Genomic DNA, 15,056 nt, shown 5'->3' with positions numbered 1-15,056 from the left:
CCCGCTGCGTTTACCGTGGAAAGCGCAGCGGCGTGTGCCGCACCAGCCGGAGGAGGAGCGTCATGGAAGCAGTGATCGCCGTGTTCGCCCTGCTCTTCCTGCTCTTCATCGGCCTGGGCGCGTACGCCACGGTCAAGGCGGTCGGCGCCGCCAAGCGCGGGGTGGACCGGACGATCGAGCAGGCCCGCCGCACCGTCGAGGACCACACCCTGCGCGCCAAGTCCTTCGTCCAGGTCGGCCCGGCCGCGGAGATCGCGCAGCTGAGGCTCGCGCTGCGCACCTCGATGCGCGCCACCCAGGACGCCCTGCGCGCGGGCGCGGCCGAGGACGAGTCGCTGAAGGAGTCCCTCGGCCTCTTCGAACGGCTCAGCGCACACGGGCAAGAGCTGGACACCGACCTCAGGCGGCTGGCGTCGGAGCCGGGCCGGGCCGAACTCGCCGCGCGGCTGCCCGAGCTGCGCAGCCGCACCGAGCGCATCACCAAGTCCGCGGACTCGCTGCGCTGGGCGGTCCGCGACCGGGCGCGCCGCTTCTTCGAGGACGATCTGGGCGCGCTCAGCGACCAGATTGACATCGAGGCCGACGCCCTGCGTCACTGGACCCCGGCCGGTTCCCCACCGGCGCAGGGACAGCGGCCCGGCACATCCGCCGCGTCCACCCCCGACGGCCCGGCGGCCCAGCACGCTCGCTCGCGGCCCTCCCACCCCGACGAGGAGCAGGCGCGCCAGGCGATCACCCCGCCGTCGCCACACCTCACCCACCCTTGGCAGAAGAAGCCGCGCCCCGAGAGCACCACCTGACCTGGCCGCTTTGGACCCGCACCATGGGGGCCGGGCTGCCACGCGAGCACTACGGCAGGTAACCTCCAGCTCATGTCCCGCCATGTCGCGATCGTCACCGATTCAACGGCCTACCTGCCGCCGCGGACGATGGAGCGTCACGGCATCACCGCGGTGCCCCTGACCGTGGTTCTCGGCGACCAGGCACTCGAAGAGGGCACCGAGATCTCCACCCGCTCCCTGGCCCAGGCGCTGCAGAAGCGGCGCCCCGTCACCACCTCGCGCCCGAGCCCCGAGGTGTTCGCGGAAACCTACCGCAGGGTCGCCGAGTCCGGCGCGAGCGGCATCGTCTCCCTGCATCTGTCCGCCGAGTTGTCCGGCACCTACGACGCGGCGGTCCTCGCCGCCCGCGGGGCGCCGGTGCCGGTACGGGTGGTGGACACCGGGATGGTGGCGATGGCGCTCGGCTTCTGCGCGCTCGCCGCGGCTGAGGCGGCCGGAGCCGGCGGCACGGTGGACGAGGCCGTCACGGCCGCCGAGAAGCGGGCCGCGGGCACGTCCGCCTACTTCTACGTCGACACCCTCGACTATCTGCGCCGTGGCGGCCGCATCGGAGCCGCCCAGGCCCTGCTCGGTTCCGCACTCGCCGTCAAACCCCTGCTCCAGCTGGACGGCGGACGCATCGAACTGCTCGAGAAGGTCCGTACGGCGTCCAAGGCCATCGCGCGTCTGGAGGAGATCGCCGCCGAGCGGGCGGGCGATGCCGAGGTCGACATCGCCGTCCATCACCTCGCCGCCCCCGACCGTGCCGCCGCACTCGCCGACCGGCTGCGGGAACGGCTGCCGGGCCTGGCCGACCTCCATGTCAGCGAGGTCGGGGCGGTGATCGGCGCACACACCGGCCCCGGGCTGCTCGGAGTGGTGGTTTCGCCCCGCTGACCCAGTCACTCGTACGGGTGGCAGAGTTATCCACAACTGGGCTGTCATCCCCGGGAATTGACCAAGATCATTGCGAATCGACGGGATGTCCCATCCTCGTCGCATGGCACTTCGATCGCGTTCACGCACGGCCACCCCGACCAGCGGCCCCGGCCGTGGCCCCACCTCTGACGGCCGCATCCGCCACCGCCGTGGAATCGATGGCGGCCGTGCCCGCCACCGCCCGCCGGCACCGGCCGAGGAACTGCGCCGCCGAGCGGAACTCCTCTTCGGCGAACGAGCCGTGCGATGGCGGGAGTCGGGGAACGGACCGCCGGACGGGGCGGGTGCCGTGAATCCGGCAACCGCGAGGGCAACCGAGGTGGCCACCGGGGTGGCGGCCGAGGCTGCTACGGCATCGGTCACGGGCCGGGCGCCCGGGCTGAGCCCGGCGAAGGCGGTGACGACCACGGTCGCGCCTGTTTTCACCGAGCCACCGCACGCCGCACCGGCTGACGGGCCGACGCCCACCCCGACGACCACATCGGCACTGAGCACACCCCGAGACCCCGAAACAGCTGTTTACGTGCACCCGTTGGACTTGCCAGGACCCGTCGGCCCCGGCTGGCGGGAGCGGTTCGGGCCGGCGTTGCGGGAGCGGCTGCCGGTGTGGTTGCAGGCGCGGTGCGGGGTGGAGCGGCGGGGAGTCGTGGCGCTCACCGTGGTGCTCGTGGCCGCCGCAGTGTTCGCCTTACAGCACTTCTGGGCCGGGCGGACCGAATCCGTGAGCGCTCCTCAAGTGGTGCGTGCGGAGGTACCTCACGCCAAGGCGGACACGCCCTACGCCAAGAAGGGAGACGACGCGAAGGCCGGTGCGGGTGCGAGCGCCTCGGCGACGCCGGGCGGACAGATCGTCGTGGATGTCAGCGGCAAGGTCCGTCACCCGGGGATCCAGCGCTTGCCGGCCGGTTCCCGGGTGGCCGACGCGCTGCGGGCGGCCGGCGGTGTCCGTCCGGGGGTGAGCACCGAGGGCCTCAACCGGGCCCGCTTTCTCGTCGACGGCGAACAGGTCGTCGTCGGCGCGCCCGCCGGGGCGGTGCCTCCACCCAGCCCGTCGGCCGGGGCCGCCCCCGGACCGGCCGGCACGGGCCCCGCGGCGCCCGTCTCCCTCAACACGGCCACGGCGGACCAGCTCGACGCGCTGCCGGGAGTCGGCCCGGTCCTCGCCCAGCACATCATCGACTACCGCACCCAGCACGGCGGCTTTCGCTCGGTGGACGAACTGCGTGAGGTCAACGGCATCGGCGACCGTCGCTTCAGCGATCTGCGGCACATGGTGCGGCCATGAGCCGCGCGATCGTCGACGGGTCGCAGGGCCGCGTGAGGACCGGCGCATTCGCGCACGCCCGGCGCAGAGGCGAGCGGTCAGGAGACCCGGGGTCCGACGGCGCGGTGGTCCGCGACACCGCGGAGAACGGGACCGCTGCTCGCGGCGACCGAGCGGGGCCCATGGACCTGCGTCTGGTGCCGCCCGCGCTCGCGGCCTGGGGCACGGCGGCCCTGACGCTGGACACCCCGGCGGCCTGGACGGCCGGGATCGCGCTCACCTGCCTGGTGGGCGGGATCGCTCTGCTGGCGGCGCGGAGGTCCTCACAGCCCGCACAGTCTGTAGCGGACGGGCGGGTCACGCGGAGAGGGCAGGCCGAGAGGCCGATCGGCGGATTCGCGTGGGCCCGTGCTCCGATCGCAGCCGTGCTGCTGTGCGTCGCCGCGGCGGCGGCCTCGGCCGGACTGCACGGGGCCGACCTGCGGCGCGGGCCGGTGCCCGAGCTGGCCCGGCGGTACGCGACCGTGACCGCCGAGGTCGAGGTGACCGGCGACCCCTGGCTGAGCCGACCAAGGGTGCGCGGTGACCACGCCGCGCCCCAGGCGGTACTGGCCCAGGCGGAGGTGCGGCGCGTCGAACGGAGCGACGGGACGAGCGTACTGACGCGGACTCCGGTGCTGCTGGTCATCGATGCGGACGTTCCGGCACCGCAAGGGACAGCTGCCCGCGTACAAGGCGCCCAGGGTGCGCGGGGTGTGCGGCGCGGGCAGGGTGCTCGTGAGGCCTGGCTCGGGTTGTTGCCGTCCACGCGGGTGCGGGTGAGCGGGGGGCTGGCGCCCGCGCTGACCGGTGGGGAGCGGACCGCGGCCGTGCTGCGGGTGCGTGGCCGGCCGGGGCCACGGATCGTAGCGGGGCCCAGCGGGGCGCAACGACTCGCGGGACGGCTCCGGGCCGGACTGCGGGAGGCGACCGACACGCTGCCGGGGGACGCGCGGGCGCTCCTTCCAGGGCTGGTCGTCGGGGACACCTCACGGATCACGCCCGAGCTGGACGAGGCGTTCAAGGAGACGGACCTGGCGCACACGCTCGCCGTGTCCGGCAGCAACCTCACCGTCCTGCTCGCGCTGCTCATCGGGCCGCCCGGAATGGCCCGGCTGGTCGAACGCCGTGGCCTCGCTCCGCGCCTCGGGCTCTCGCTGCGGGCGACCGCACTGCTCGCCGGAGCGCTCACATCGGGATTCGTGGTCGTGTGCCGGCCCGACCCCAGTGTGCTGCGGGCCGCCGCCTGTGGCGCGGTCGCGCTGCTCGCCCTGGCCACCGGGCGCCGCAGATCCCTGATCCCGGCACTGGCCACGGCGGTTCTGCTGTTGGTGCTCTACGACCCGTGGCTGGCCCGAGGCTATGGCTTCCTGCTCTCCGTGCTGGCCACCGGCGCGCTGCTCGTCCTGGCACCGGGCTGGTGCGAGGCGCTGCGGCGGCGCCGGGTGCCGCCGAGGCTCGCGGAGGCGCTGGCGGCGGCCGCGGCGGCACAGGCGGTGTGTGCTCCGGTCACGGCGGTGCTGTCGGCGCGGGTCAGCCTGGTGGCGGTGCCGTGCAACCTGCTGGCCGAGGTGGCGGTGGCACCCGCCACCGTGCTGGGCTTCACGGCGCTCATGACGGCGCCGGTGGCGATGGCACCGGCCAAGGCGCTCGCTTGGTGCGCGCGTTGGCCCGCCGAGTGGATCGCCCATGTGGCCCGGACGGGGGCGGCGCTGCCCGGCGCGGGAGTGGACTGGCCGGGGAGCTGGGCGGGAGCGCTGCTGCTCGCGGCGGTCACTGTCGGCGTCGTCCTGGCCGGGCGGCGGCTCACGCGGCATCCGTGGTGGTGCGGGCTGCTCGGGGTGCTGCTCCTGCTGGCGGTGGTCCGGCCGGCGCCGCTGACCCGGGTGATCACGGGCTGGCCGCCGCCGGGCTGGCGGTTCGCGATGTGCGATGTAGGTCAGGGCGACGCGACCGTACTGGCGGCGGGCGAGGGCGCCGGGGTGGTAGTGGACGCCGGCCCCGATCCGGCGCTGGTCGACCGCTGTCTGCGGCACCTGGGCATCACGCGCATCCCGCTTCTCGTACTGACCCACTTCCATGCCGACCATGTGGCGGGACTGCCCGGGGTGCTGCGGGGCCGTTCGGTGGCCGCTGTCGAGACCACTGGTTTCGAGGAGCCCGCCGACGAGGCGGAGTTCGTCAGAAGGGAGGCGGCGGCGCGGCACATCCCGGTCACACGGGCCGTAGCGGGAGAGGAACGGCGTGCCGGAGCGCTGTCCTGGCGGGTCCTGTGGCCGCCACCGAGCACCCGGCCGCCCGGGGACACCCGGACCCCGGCCTGGCCGGGCCCGGTGCCCGAGCCGGACGGTCCGAACGACGCCAGCGTAGCGATGCTGGTGCGCTCGGGCGGTCTGCGGCTGCTGTTGCTGGGCGACCTCGAACCGCCGGCCCAACAGGCGTTGGTGCGGTCACCGGCGGCGGCCGAGCTGGCCGGTGTGGACGTCCTGAAGGTGGCCCATCATGGCTCGGCCTATCAGGACCCGGAGCTGATACGGCTCGCGGCTCCCCGGGTGGCGCTCATTTCATGCGGCGCCGACAACCCCTATGGCCATCCGGCACCGGCGACCGTGGCAGCGCTGCGGGAGGGCGGGGCGCTGGTGCTGCGCACCGACCGGGACGGGGAGCTCGCGGTCGGCGGGACGGGAGGGAAGGGTGGGGAGCTGAGGGTGGCCAGAGACTGAGGACCGGGTGTTCGCCCAGACTGGGGCCATGAACTCAAGCCAGGTCGAGGCCTATCTCCGCCGGATCCGGGCCGAGCACCCGCAGGAGCCCACCGGCCGGGCGCTGCGCGAGCTGCAACTGCGCCATCTGCTGACCGTCCCCTTCGAGAACCTGTCGATCCACCTCGGCGAGGAGATCGTGCTGGAGGAGGGGCGGCTGCTGGACAAAGTGATCGGACGCGGGCGGGGTGGCTTCTGCTACGAATTGAACGGCGCGTTCGGTGCATTGCTCGCCGCGCTCGGCTACGAGGTCGAACTGCTCGCGGCACGTGTGTACGGCGACGAGGGACGGCTCGGCATCCCGTACGACCATCTCGCCCTGCGGGTGCGGACGGTGGAGGGGGACACCTGGCTCGCGGACGTCGGGTTCGGCGCGCACAGTCACTACCCGCTGAGTTACGCGGAACGCGAGGAGCAGGTGGACCCGGGCGGCGTGTTCCGGGTGGTGGCGGCCGGGCCGGAAGCGGCCGGGGTGAGCGGCGGCGGCTCGGCCGGTCCCGGGGACCTGGACGTCATACGGGACGGCAGGCCGCAGTACCGGCTCGAGACGCGGCCCCGCGTGCTCCGGGACTTCGCGGCCGGGGCCTGGTGGCACAGCACCTCGCCGCTGTCGCACTTCACCCGGTCACTCGTCTGCTCACGGGTCACCGAGGACGGGGGGAGGGTCACGCTCAGCGGGCGGGAACTGAAGACGACCGCGGTCGACGGGACGCGTGGGACACGGGAGTTGGAGACGGACGAGGAGGTGCTGACCGCGTACCGGGAGCGGTTCGGGATCGAGCTGGGCTGTGTGCCGACGGTGCGAAACCGGAACGGGAACCAGAAACCGTGATCCGGGCCGGTTCCGGCGCTTGTGTCGGATTCCCGCGATGCGTGCCTGCCGCGCCGTAGGCCTGGCCTGGGCGTACGGGTGCCGCCCCGGGGCCTCCGCACGGTGCCGGAGAATGGGCCCGTGAGCGATGTGAGACACGTGCTGGTGCTGCCCGACCGGGATGCCGCCGAGGAGGTGGCCGAGGCGCTCGGGCAGCGGTTCGGGCTGGACGAGGAGCCTCGGCTCGTCCGGGAGGCGCTGGCCGGCGAGGACGACGCCGAGGACGCACAGTGGCTGGTGGTCCTGCGGGACGAGAACGAGCGGCTGGACCCGGCGGAGCTGGACGAGTTCGCCGCGGAGTGGGACGGCTGGCGCGAGGAGCCGTGACCCCGAGGCGGACTCCGGGTCCGCTCCGGGACCGGTCAGGGTGCCGGGGCCGGTTCGTTGTCAGTGCCGCGTGGGATGCTGTCAGTGATGGCCAGGAAGACTGCAAATGACGACCCTCTCGCCCCGGTGACGCTCGCCGTGGGCCAGGAGGACCTCCTGCTCGACCGTGCCGTGCGGGAGGTGGTGGCCGCCGCCAAGGCCGCCGACGCCGACACGGACGTACGCGACCTCACCCCGGACCAGTTGCAGCCCGGCACGCTCGTCGAGCTCACCAGTCCTTCGCTCTTCGCCGAGCGGAAAGTCGTGGTCGTACGCAATGCGCAGGACCTGTCCGCCGACACGGTCAAGGACGTGAAGGCATATCTCGGGGCGCCCGCCGAGGAGATCACGCTGGTGCTGCTGCACGCGGGCGGGGTCAAGGGCAAGGGGCTGCTCGATGCCGCGCGCAAGGCGGGAGCGCGGGAGGTGGCCTGCCCGAAGATGACCAAGCCCGCGGACCGGCTGGCCTTCGTGCGGGGGGAGTTCCGCTCCTTCGGGCGGTCGGCCACGCCCGAGGCGTGCCAGGCACTCTGCGACGCCATCGGCAGCGATCTGCGGGAGCTGGCCTCGGCGGTCTCCCAGCTGGTCGCCGACGTCGAGGGGACGATCGACGAGGCGCTCGTCGGGCGGTACTACACCGGCCGGGCCGAGGCCTCCAGCTTCACGGTCGCCGACCGGGCCGTGGAGGGGCGTACGGCGGAGGCGCTGGAGGCGCTCAGATGGTCGCTGGCGACGGGCGTGGCGCCGGTGCTGATCACCAGTGCGCTGGCCCAGGGCGTGCGGGCGATCGGGAAGCTGTCCTCGGCGCGCGGGGGGCGGCCGGCCGATCTGGCGCGGGAGCTGGGGATGCCGCCGTGGAAGATCGATCGGGTGCGGCAGCAGATGCGGGGGTGGACACCGGACGGGGTCGCGGTGGCGATGCGCGCCGTTGCCGAGGCCGACGCCGGGGTGAAGGGCGGGGGCGACGACCCCGAGTACGCCCTGGAGAAGGCGGTCGTGACCATCGCCCGAGCGGCACGATCGAGAGGCCGGGCCTGATCCGCCGCCCGCCAGGGCGCGCCCCGGCGCGGACCTGGGGCTGACCTACTGCCGACCCGGGCGGACCCGCCGACAATCCGGGCGACCCCGGCGCCGACCCGGGCCGGATCGAGCCGCGACCTGGGGCTGATCGGGCGCCGACCCGACCCGGATCGGGCGGCGGCTCAACGGCCGCGGCACCAACTCGGGCCGTCCCCGCACCGACCGGGGCAAATCCAGTCGTCCCCGAGCGACAGCCATGGCGAATCGTGGGCGTTCATGACGAAGGCCCCGGTGTCCGCCCTGGGGAAGGGAGAGCGCCGGGGCCTTCGGATCAAGCTGGTGGACTCGCACCCGCGTGGCGAACGCAGGCCGCGTGCGAATCCGGGAGTGCCGGGCGGGAGCGGATGAGAGAGGGCCCGCTCTGGGTCCTTCCGGCGGTCAGATCAAAAAGGAGGTTCAGCCCTTGAGGGACGTGACCTTGGAAGCAAGCGCCGACTTCTTGTTGGCGGCCTGGTTCTTGTGGATGACGCCCTTCGAGACGGCCTTGTCGAGCGCACGCGCGGCAGCGCGCTGCAGCTCGGTGGCCTTCTCGACGTCACCCGCGGCAGCGGCCTCGCGGGCCTTGCGGATCGCGGTCTTCAGGGAGGACTTGACGGCCTTGTTGCGCAGCCGAGCCTTCTCGTTGGTCTTGATCCGCTTGATCTGGGACTTGATGTTCGCCACGAAGGAGCCTTTTCAGGTTCTGGTGCGGGGCCGCGCGGGTCCCGTACCGGTGATCCAAAATTTCTCTGACGCGCCTCGCGCTGAGAGGGCACGAGGCACAGCCATCTACAGTACCAGTGGCCCTGCGAGCGGCCCAAAACGGTGCCCGGTCCCTCCGCGTGGGACCATGGAGACTACGTATCGATCCGACCCGAGGCATAAGGCGCCTCAAGAGACAGGACCCTGCGTGCCCGCGACCCCTAACCATGTGCCCGAGCCGAGCCGTACCGACCCGGCTCTGATCCGCAATTTCTGCATCATCGCGCACATCGACCACGGCAAGTCCACGCTCGCCGACCGGATGCTCCAGCTGACCGGTGTGGTCGAGCAGCGGCAGATGCGTGCTCAGTACCTCGACCGGATGGACATCGAGCGTGAGCGCGGAATCACGATCAAGTCCCAGGCGGTGCGTCTGCCCTGGGCCCCCACCGAGGGCCCCGATCAGGGCACGACCCACATCCTCAACATGATCGACACCCCGGGGCACGTCGACTTCACCTACGAGGTCTCGCGGTCGCTCGCCGCCTGTGAGGGGACCGTCCTCCTCGTCGACGCCGCCCAGGGCATCGAGGCGCAGACCCTCGCCAACCTCTACCTGGCGATGGAGAACGACCTCACGATCATCCCCGTACTGAACAAGATCGACCTGCCGGCCGCCCAGCCGGAGAAGTTCGCCGAGGAGCTCGCGAACCTGGTCGGCTGCGACCCGGAGGACGTCCTCAAGGTCTCCGCCAAGACCGGTCTCGGCGTCGACGCGCTGCTGAACAAGGTCGTCAAGGAGATCCCGGCGCCGGTCGGGGTCGCGGACGCGCCCGCCCGCGCGATGATCTTCGACTCGGTCTACGACTCCTACCGCGGTGTCGTGACGTATGTCCGTGTCATCGACGGCCAGCTCAACAAGCGTGAGCGCATCAGGATGATGTCGACCGGTGCCACGCACGAGCTGCTGGAGATCGGCGTCAACTCGCCCGAGATGCTGCCGGCCGACGGCCTCGGTGTCGGTGAGGTGGGCTATCTCATCACCGGTGTGAAGGACGTCCGGCAGTCCAAGGTCGGTGACACCGTCACCAGCCAGAGCAAGGGGGCGACGGAGGCGCTCGGCGGCTACAAGGACCCGAAGCCGATGGTCTTCTCGGGGCTGTATCCGCTGGACGGCTCCGACTACCCCGAGCTGCGCGAGGCCCTGGACAAGCTTCAGCTCAACGACGCCGCCCTGGTCTACGAGCCGGAGACCTCCGCCGCCCTCGGCTTCGGCTTCCGCGTCGGCTTCCTCGGCCTGCTGCACCTGGATGTGATCCGGGAGCGGCTGGAGCGCGAGTTCGGTCTCGACCTGATCGCCACCGCCCCCAACGTGGTCTACCGCGTGATCATGGAGGACGGCAGCGAGGTCACGGTCACCAACCCGAGCGAGTTCCCCGAGGGCAAGATCGACGAGGTCTTCGAACCGGTCGTACGGGCGACGATCCTCGCGCCGACCGAGTTCATCGGCGCGATCATGGAGCTGTGCCAGACCCGGCGCGGCACCCTGCTCGGCATGGACTACCTCTCCGAGGACCGCGTCGAGATCCGCTACACCCTTCCGCTCGCGGAGATCGTCTTCGACTTCTTCGACCAGCTGAAGTCCAAGACGCGCGGTTACGCCTCCCTCGACTACGAGCCGACGGGCGAGCAGAGCAGCTCCCTGGTCAAGGTCGACATCCTGCTGCACGGCGACAAGGTCGACGCCTTCTCGGCGATCACCCACAAGGATCAGGCGTACGCGTACGGCGTGCGGCTCGTCGCCAAGCTCAGGGAGCTGATCCCGCGGCAGAACTTCGAGGTGCCGGTGCAGGCCGCCATCGGCTCCCGGGTCATCGCCCGCGAGACCATCCGCGCCATCCGCAAGGACGTCCTCGCCAAGTGCTACGGCGGTGACATCTCCCGTAAGCGGAAGCTGCTGGAGAAGCAGAAGGAAGGCAAGAAGCGGATGAAGATGGTGGGTTCCGTGGAGGTTCCGCAGGAAGCCTTCATCGCTGTCCTGTCGAGCGATGACAGCGCGAGTTCGGCCAAGAGCAAGAAGTAACCATCGGTAACATCGGGCTGCATCCGTAAACCGGACACACAGGGGCCTGTCATGCGAAAGCGTGGCGGGCCCCTATGCGTGCGTAGCGTCGCTCTCCGTGGAAAGTGACAGGCCGATGCCCCTTACGCAGCGGGCGGTCGCGCCTTACTCTGATCCCTGCTCGAATAGTTACTCGCGAGTTAAACAACAGCGATACAACAGCTCGAACCCCCACCGTGAGTTAACCCAGCCGCACCGAGTACAGCCGCACCGTCGCGGGCCCGGAGGATGTCGTGAGCGACACACAGACCCTGATCGAGAACCGTCCGCCGTCCGTGGCGGCCCTCTTCCTGGAGCGCGTGGCGGCCACACCGGACGCCGAGGCCTACCGCTACCCGGTGGCCGCTGCGTCCGGCCAGGGCCCCGACGACTGGAAGTCGCTCAGCTGGGCGCAGGCGGCCGAGCGGGTGTTCGCGATCGCGGCCGGCCTCATCGAGCTGGGCGTGCAGCCCGAGCAGCGGGTGGCGCTCGCCTCCTCCACCCGGGTCGAGTGGATCCTCGCCGACCTCGGCATCCTGTGTGCCGGCGGCGCCACGACCACGGTCTACCCGCAGACCAACGCCGACGAGTCGTCCTTCATCCTCTCCGACTCCGAGAGCCGGGTGCTGATCGCCGAGGACGCGGCCCAGGTCGCCAAGGCGGTCGAGAAGCGCGCCGAACTGCCCGACCTGACCAAGGTCGTCGTCATCGACGCGGCCGGCGTCGAGACGGACGACTGGGTCATCACCCTCGCCGAGTTGGAGCGACGCGGCGCCGCCTACCTGGACCAGCACCCGGAGCTGATCAAGGAGCGGGTCGGCGCGATCACCCGGGACCAGCTCGCCACCCTCATCTACACCTCCGGCACCACCGGCCGCCCCAAGGGAGTCAGGCTCCCGCACGACAACTGGGCGTACATGGCGAAGGCGATCGCCGCGACCGGCCTGATCAGCGGCGAGGACGTGCAGTACCTGTGGCTGCCGCTCGCGCACGTCTTCGGCAAGGTGCTCACCTCCGGGCAGATCGAGGTCGGGCACGTCACCGCGGTCGACGGCCGCGTCGACAAGATCATCGAGAATCTTCCGGTGGTGCAGCCGACGTACATGGCGGCCGTGCCGCGCATCTTCGAGAAGGTCTACAACGGCGTCGCCGCCAAGGCCCGCGAGGGCGGCCCGGCCAAGTACAAGATCTTCCAGTGGGCCGCAGAGGTCGCCCGCGAATACGCCAAGGTCAGCCAGGACAACTTCCGGCGCACCGGCACCCACGCCGTGCCCTTCGGTCTCGCCGCCAAGCACAAGGTCGCCGACACCCTCGTCTACGGCAAGCTCCGCGAGGCCTTCGGCGGCCGGCTGCGCGCCTGTGTCTCCGGCGCCTCCGCGCTCGCGCCCGAGATCGGCTACTTCTTCGCCGGCGCCGGCATCCACATCCTGGAGGGCTACGGCCTCACCGAGTCCTCCGCGGCCTCCTTCGTCAACCCCGGCGAGGCCTACCGCACCGGCACGGTCGGCAAGCCGCTGCCCGGCACGGAGGTGCGCATCGCCGACGACGGCGAGATCCTGCTGCGCGGCCCCGGCATCATGGAGGGCTACCACGGGCTGCCCGAGAAGACCGCAGAGGTGCTGGAGTCCGACGGCTGGTTCCACACCGGTGACATCGGCGAGCTCTCACCCGACGGCTATCTGCGCATCACCGACCGCAAGAAGGACCTCATCAAGACCTCCGGCGGCAAGTACGTCGCCCCGGCCGAGGTCGAGGGCCAGTTCAAGGCGGTGTGCCCGTACGTCTCCAACATCCTGGTGCACGGCGCCGACCGGAACTACTGCACCGCCCTGATCGCCCTGGACGAGATCGCCATCCTGGACTGGGCGAAGGGGAACGGGCTGGACGGCAGGCCGTACGCCGACGTGGTGGCCGCGCCGCAGACCGTGGAGATGGTCGACGGCTATGTGCAGCAGCTCAACGCCGGGCTGCAGAAGTGGCAGACGATCAAGAAGTTCCGGCTGCTGCCGCGGGATCTCGACGTGGAGCACGGGGAGATCACGCCGAGCCTGAAGCTGAAGCGGCCCGTTGTCGAGCGGGAGTACAAGCACCTCATCGATGAGATGTACGCCGGGACCAGGGAGAAGTAGGTCGGTCCCACAGGGGTGGCCGGGGACTGCCGGCGGCTGCGGGTTGTCCGTGGTCGCGCGCGCGGTTCCCGCGCCCCTGGGTAAGTTGCGCCCGCGGGCGTTCGAAAGTGGCCGTCTTCTGCCCACTTCGGTGACTCAGCGCTTATAGCCGCCCCCGGTCTGTCACCCTGGCCGCATGGACATGGCGGCCATACCGACGCAGCGGGAGGGCGAGCCCCGGGCCTGGGAGGTGCGGGGGCGGGCCACGCTGCCCGGAAGCCCTCTCGCGCCCGGGGCGGCCCGTGCGCTGGTGCGGGCCGCGCTGGCCGAGGTGTCCCGGATACCGGCGCGGCTCGTCGACGACGCCCTGGCCGTCGTCAGCGAGCTGGTCACCAACGCCGTCGTGCACGCCGGCACGGACGTGGAGGTCGACTGGCTGCTGGAGGAGACCGGCGCGTTCGTGGTGGAGGTGGGCGACCGGCATCCCTCCCGCGCCCCGCGCGACCCGCTCGGCGGCGAGGCGCCCTACGACACCCCCGAGTGCGGGCGCGGCCTGCGCCTGGTCACCACGCTCGCCGAGTCCTGGGGCGTCACCTACCGCGCCGGCGCCAAGACCGTCTGGGCGCGGCTGCCCCCGGGCGGCGTCGAGGACCCGGACGCCCCCGCCCCGGACGCCCCCCTGGAGGTCGCGGAGGACCTGGCTCCGCAACCGCACCGCGTCCACGGCGACCGGGACTGGCTGGGCCGGGGCGCGCTGTCGTTCCTCGCCGAGGCCTCCGACCTGCTCGCCGGACAGCTCGACGAGAACCTGGTCACCGCCCTCGCCGGCCAGCTCATCGTGCCCCGGCTCGCCGACTGGTGCGCGGTGTGGCTGGAGGACGAGGCGACCCTGCGCGGCGGCGCCGCCGACGGCCCCGACCGGGTCTGGCACGCCAGCGAGAACCGCATCGAGGACCTGCGGTGCGCCCTGGAGAAGGAGCCGCCCTGCCCGCGCGAGGGGCTGCGCTCCGGTCCCGAGCCGTACCCGTGGCCCGGCCATGCGCTCGGACCGCAGGGCGCCGACGGCACGGCGCTGGCGTACCGGCTGATCGCGGGCGGCCGGCCGCTCGGCACGCTGGTCATCGGCCGCACAGGGCTCGCGCGCTTCCCCGACGAGGTCACCGGGCTCGTGGAGGACCTCGGCCGCCGCGTCGCCCTCGCGATCGGCGCCGCCCGCCAGTACGCCCGCCAAGCCACCATCAGCGCCGTCCTGCAGCGCGGCCTGCTGCCCGGCGCGGTCGCCCAGATCCCCGGCGTGAGCAGCGCGCTCGTCCACGAGCCGTGCGACAAGGGCGGCCCCAGCGGCGACTTCTACGACCTGTTCCCGGCCGGCGACGGCCGGTGGTGCTTCGCCGTCGGCGACGTCCAGGGCAAGGGGCCCGAGGCGGCGGTCGTGATCGGCCTCGCCCGCCCCTGGCTGCGCCTCCTCGCCCGCGAGGGCTACCGGGTCGCCGACGTCCTCGACCGCCTCAACCAGCTCCTCCTGGACGACGCCACCGAGGCCGCCGACGCCGCCGCCCGTGCCCTCGTCGCCGCTGGCGGCCGGCTGGCCACCGGGGACGGCCCGCAGACCCGCTTCCTGTCCCTGCTCTACGGCGAGCTGACCCCCTACGACGGCGGGGTCCGCTGCACCCTCGCCTCCGCCGGCCACCCGCTCCCGCTCGTCCTGAGTCCCGACGGCACCGTGCGCACCGCCGCCGGCCCGCAGACGCTGCTCGGCGTGGTCGAGGACGAGATGTACACCAGCGAGACCCTCGATCTGCGGCCCGGCGACAGCCTGCTGTGCGTCACCGACGGGGTGACCGAGCGGCGCTCGGGCTCGCGCCAGTTCGACGACGGCGACGGCCTCGCCCGCGCCCTGTCCGGCTGCGCCGGGCTCAGCGCCGAGCTGATCGCGGAAAGGATCCGCCGCCTGGTGGACGACTTCGGCGGGGGCCCGCTCGAGGACGACCTCGCCCTGCTGGTGCTCCAGGCGGAGTGACCGC

General features: G+C 72.2%; 11 protein-coding genes. 10 read left to right on the top strand and 1 reads right to left on the bottom strand.

Annotation, left to right across the window (positions count from 1 at the left end; translation table 11 throughout):
• The first annotated feature begins 62 nt into the window (after window positions 1–62).
• The 7 genes from ACFYOH_RS07820 to holA all read left to right on the top strand — a co-directional run bounded on the left by ACFYOH_RS07820 (window position 63) and on the right by holA (window position 8,100).
• Window positions 63–800, top strand: coding sequence for a hypothetical protein (locus ACFYOH_RS07820; protein ID WP_388622249.1), 738 nt, complete (start codon window positions 63–65; stop codon window positions 798–800).
• A gap of 72 nt (window positions 801–872) precedes the next feature.
• Complete coding sequence (locus tag ACFYOH_RS07815) at window positions 873–1,718, top strand: DegV family protein (RefSeq protein ID WP_388622247.1); 846 nt, start codon at window positions 873–875, stop codon at window positions 1,716–1,718.
• A gap of 103 nt (window positions 1,719–1,821) precedes the next feature.
• Window positions 1,822–3,045: a helix-hairpin-helix domain-containing protein gene (locus ACFYOH_RS07810; protein WP_388622245.1), complete on the top strand. Its 1,224-nt coding sequence runs from the start codon at window positions 1,822–1,824 to the stop codon at window positions 3,043–3,045.
• Window positions 3,042–5,786: a ComEC/Rec2 family competence protein gene (locus ACFYOH_RS07805; protein ID WP_388622243.1), complete on the top strand. Its 2,745-nt coding sequence runs from the start codon at window positions 3,042–3,044 to the stop codon at window positions 5,784–5,786. Before ACFYOH_RS07810 ends, ACFYOH_RS07805 begins: the two co-directional genes overlap by 4 nt.
• 28 nt (window positions 5,787–5,814) lie before the next feature.
• Complete coding sequence (locus ACFYOH_RS07800) at window positions 5,815–6,657, top strand: arylamine N-acetyltransferase (protein WP_388622241.1); 843 nt, start codon at window positions 5,815–5,817, stop codon at window positions 6,655–6,657.
• A 120-nt stretch (window positions 6,658–6,777) separates the two neighbouring features.
• On the top strand, window positions 6,778–7,023 hold the full coding sequence (locus ACFYOH_RS07795) for a hypothetical protein (RefSeq protein WP_388622239.1): 246 nt from the start codon (window positions 6,778–6,780) through the stop codon (window positions 7,021–7,023).
• Between the two features lie 87 nt (window positions 7,024–7,110).
• A complete protein-coding gene (gene holA, locus ACFYOH_RS07790; protein WP_388622237.1) occupies window positions 7,111–8,100 on the top strand; it encodes a DNA polymerase III subunit delta in 990 nt (329 codons plus the stop codon).
• 438 nt (window positions 8,101–8,538) lie between these two features.
• On the opposite strand, the gene rpsT is transcribed toward holA, so the two are convergent.
• The gene (gene rpsT, locus ACFYOH_RS07785) at window positions 8,539–8,805 is read right to left on the bottom strand and encodes a 30S ribosomal protein S20 (protein WP_067006864.1); all 267 of its coding nucleotides are present in this window, start codon (window positions 8,803–8,805) and stop codon (window positions 8,539–8,541) included.
• 226 nt (window positions 8,806–9,031) lie between these two features.
• On the opposite strand from rpsT, the gene lepA reads away from it, so the two are divergent.
• The 3 genes from lepA to ACFYOH_RS07770 all read left to right on the top strand — a co-directional run bounded on the left by lepA (window position 9,032) and on the right by ACFYOH_RS07770 (window position 15,052).
• Entirely contained in the window at window positions 9,032–10,906 is a 1,875-nt protein-coding gene (gene lepA, locus ACFYOH_RS07780; RefSeq protein ID WP_388622234.1) for a translation elongation factor 4, read from the top strand.
• 272 nt (window positions 10,907–11,178) lie between these two features.
• Window positions 11,179–13,053: an AMP-dependent synthetase/ligase gene (locus tag ACFYOH_RS07775; protein ID WP_388622232.1), complete on the top strand. Its 1,875-nt coding sequence runs from the start codon at window positions 11,179–11,181 to the stop codon at window positions 13,051–13,053.
• A 181-nt stretch (window positions 13,054–13,234) separates the two neighbouring features.
• Window positions 13,235–15,052, top strand: a complete 1,818-nt coding sequence (locus ACFYOH_RS07770; protein ID WP_388622343.1) for a SpoIIE family protein phosphatase — start codon at window positions 13,235–13,237, stop codon at window positions 15,050–15,052.
• Window positions 15,053–15,056: the final 4 nt, after the last annotated feature.

This window comes from Streptomyces sp. NPDC007856, from assembly GCF_042868225.1.
GTDB lineage: Bacteria > Actinomycetota > Actinomycetes > Streptomycetales > Streptomycetaceae > Streptomyces.
The sequence above is the reverse complement of the archived record's forward strand: the minus strand, read 5'-3'. Positions and strand labels throughout refer to the sequence as shown.

What these genes read in the sequence shown, in the direction of transcription:
- ACFYOH_RS07820 (WP_388622249.1), top strand. Translation starts at nt 63, where the DNA reads ATGGAAGCAGTGATCGCCGTGTTCGCCCTGCTCTTCCTGCTCTTCATC.
- ACFYOH_RS07815 (WP_388622247.1), top strand. Translation starts at nt 873, where the DNA reads ATGTCCCGCCATGTCGCGATCGTCACCGATTCAACGGCCTACCTGCCG.
- ACFYOH_RS07810 (WP_388622245.1), top strand. Translation starts at nt 1,822, where the DNA reads ATGGCACTTCGATCGCGTTCACGCACGGCCACCCCGACCAGCGGCCCC.
- ACFYOH_RS07805 (WP_388622243.1), top strand. Translation starts at nt 3,042, where the DNA reads ATGAGCCGCGCGATCGTCGACGGGTCGCAGGGCCGCGTGAGGACCGGC.
- ACFYOH_RS07800 (WP_388622241.1), top strand. Translation starts at nt 5,815, where the DNA reads ATGAACTCAAGCCAGGTCGAGGCCTATCTCCGCCGGATCCGGGCCGAG.
- holA (WP_388622237.1), top strand. Translation starts at nt 7,111, where the DNA reads ATGGCCAGGAAGACTGCAAATGACGACCCTCTCGCCCCGGTGACGCTC.
- ACFYOH_RS07770 (WP_388622343.1), top strand. Translation starts at nt 13,235, where the DNA reads ATGGCGGCCATACCGACGCAGCGGGAGGGCGAGCCCCGGGCCTGGGAG.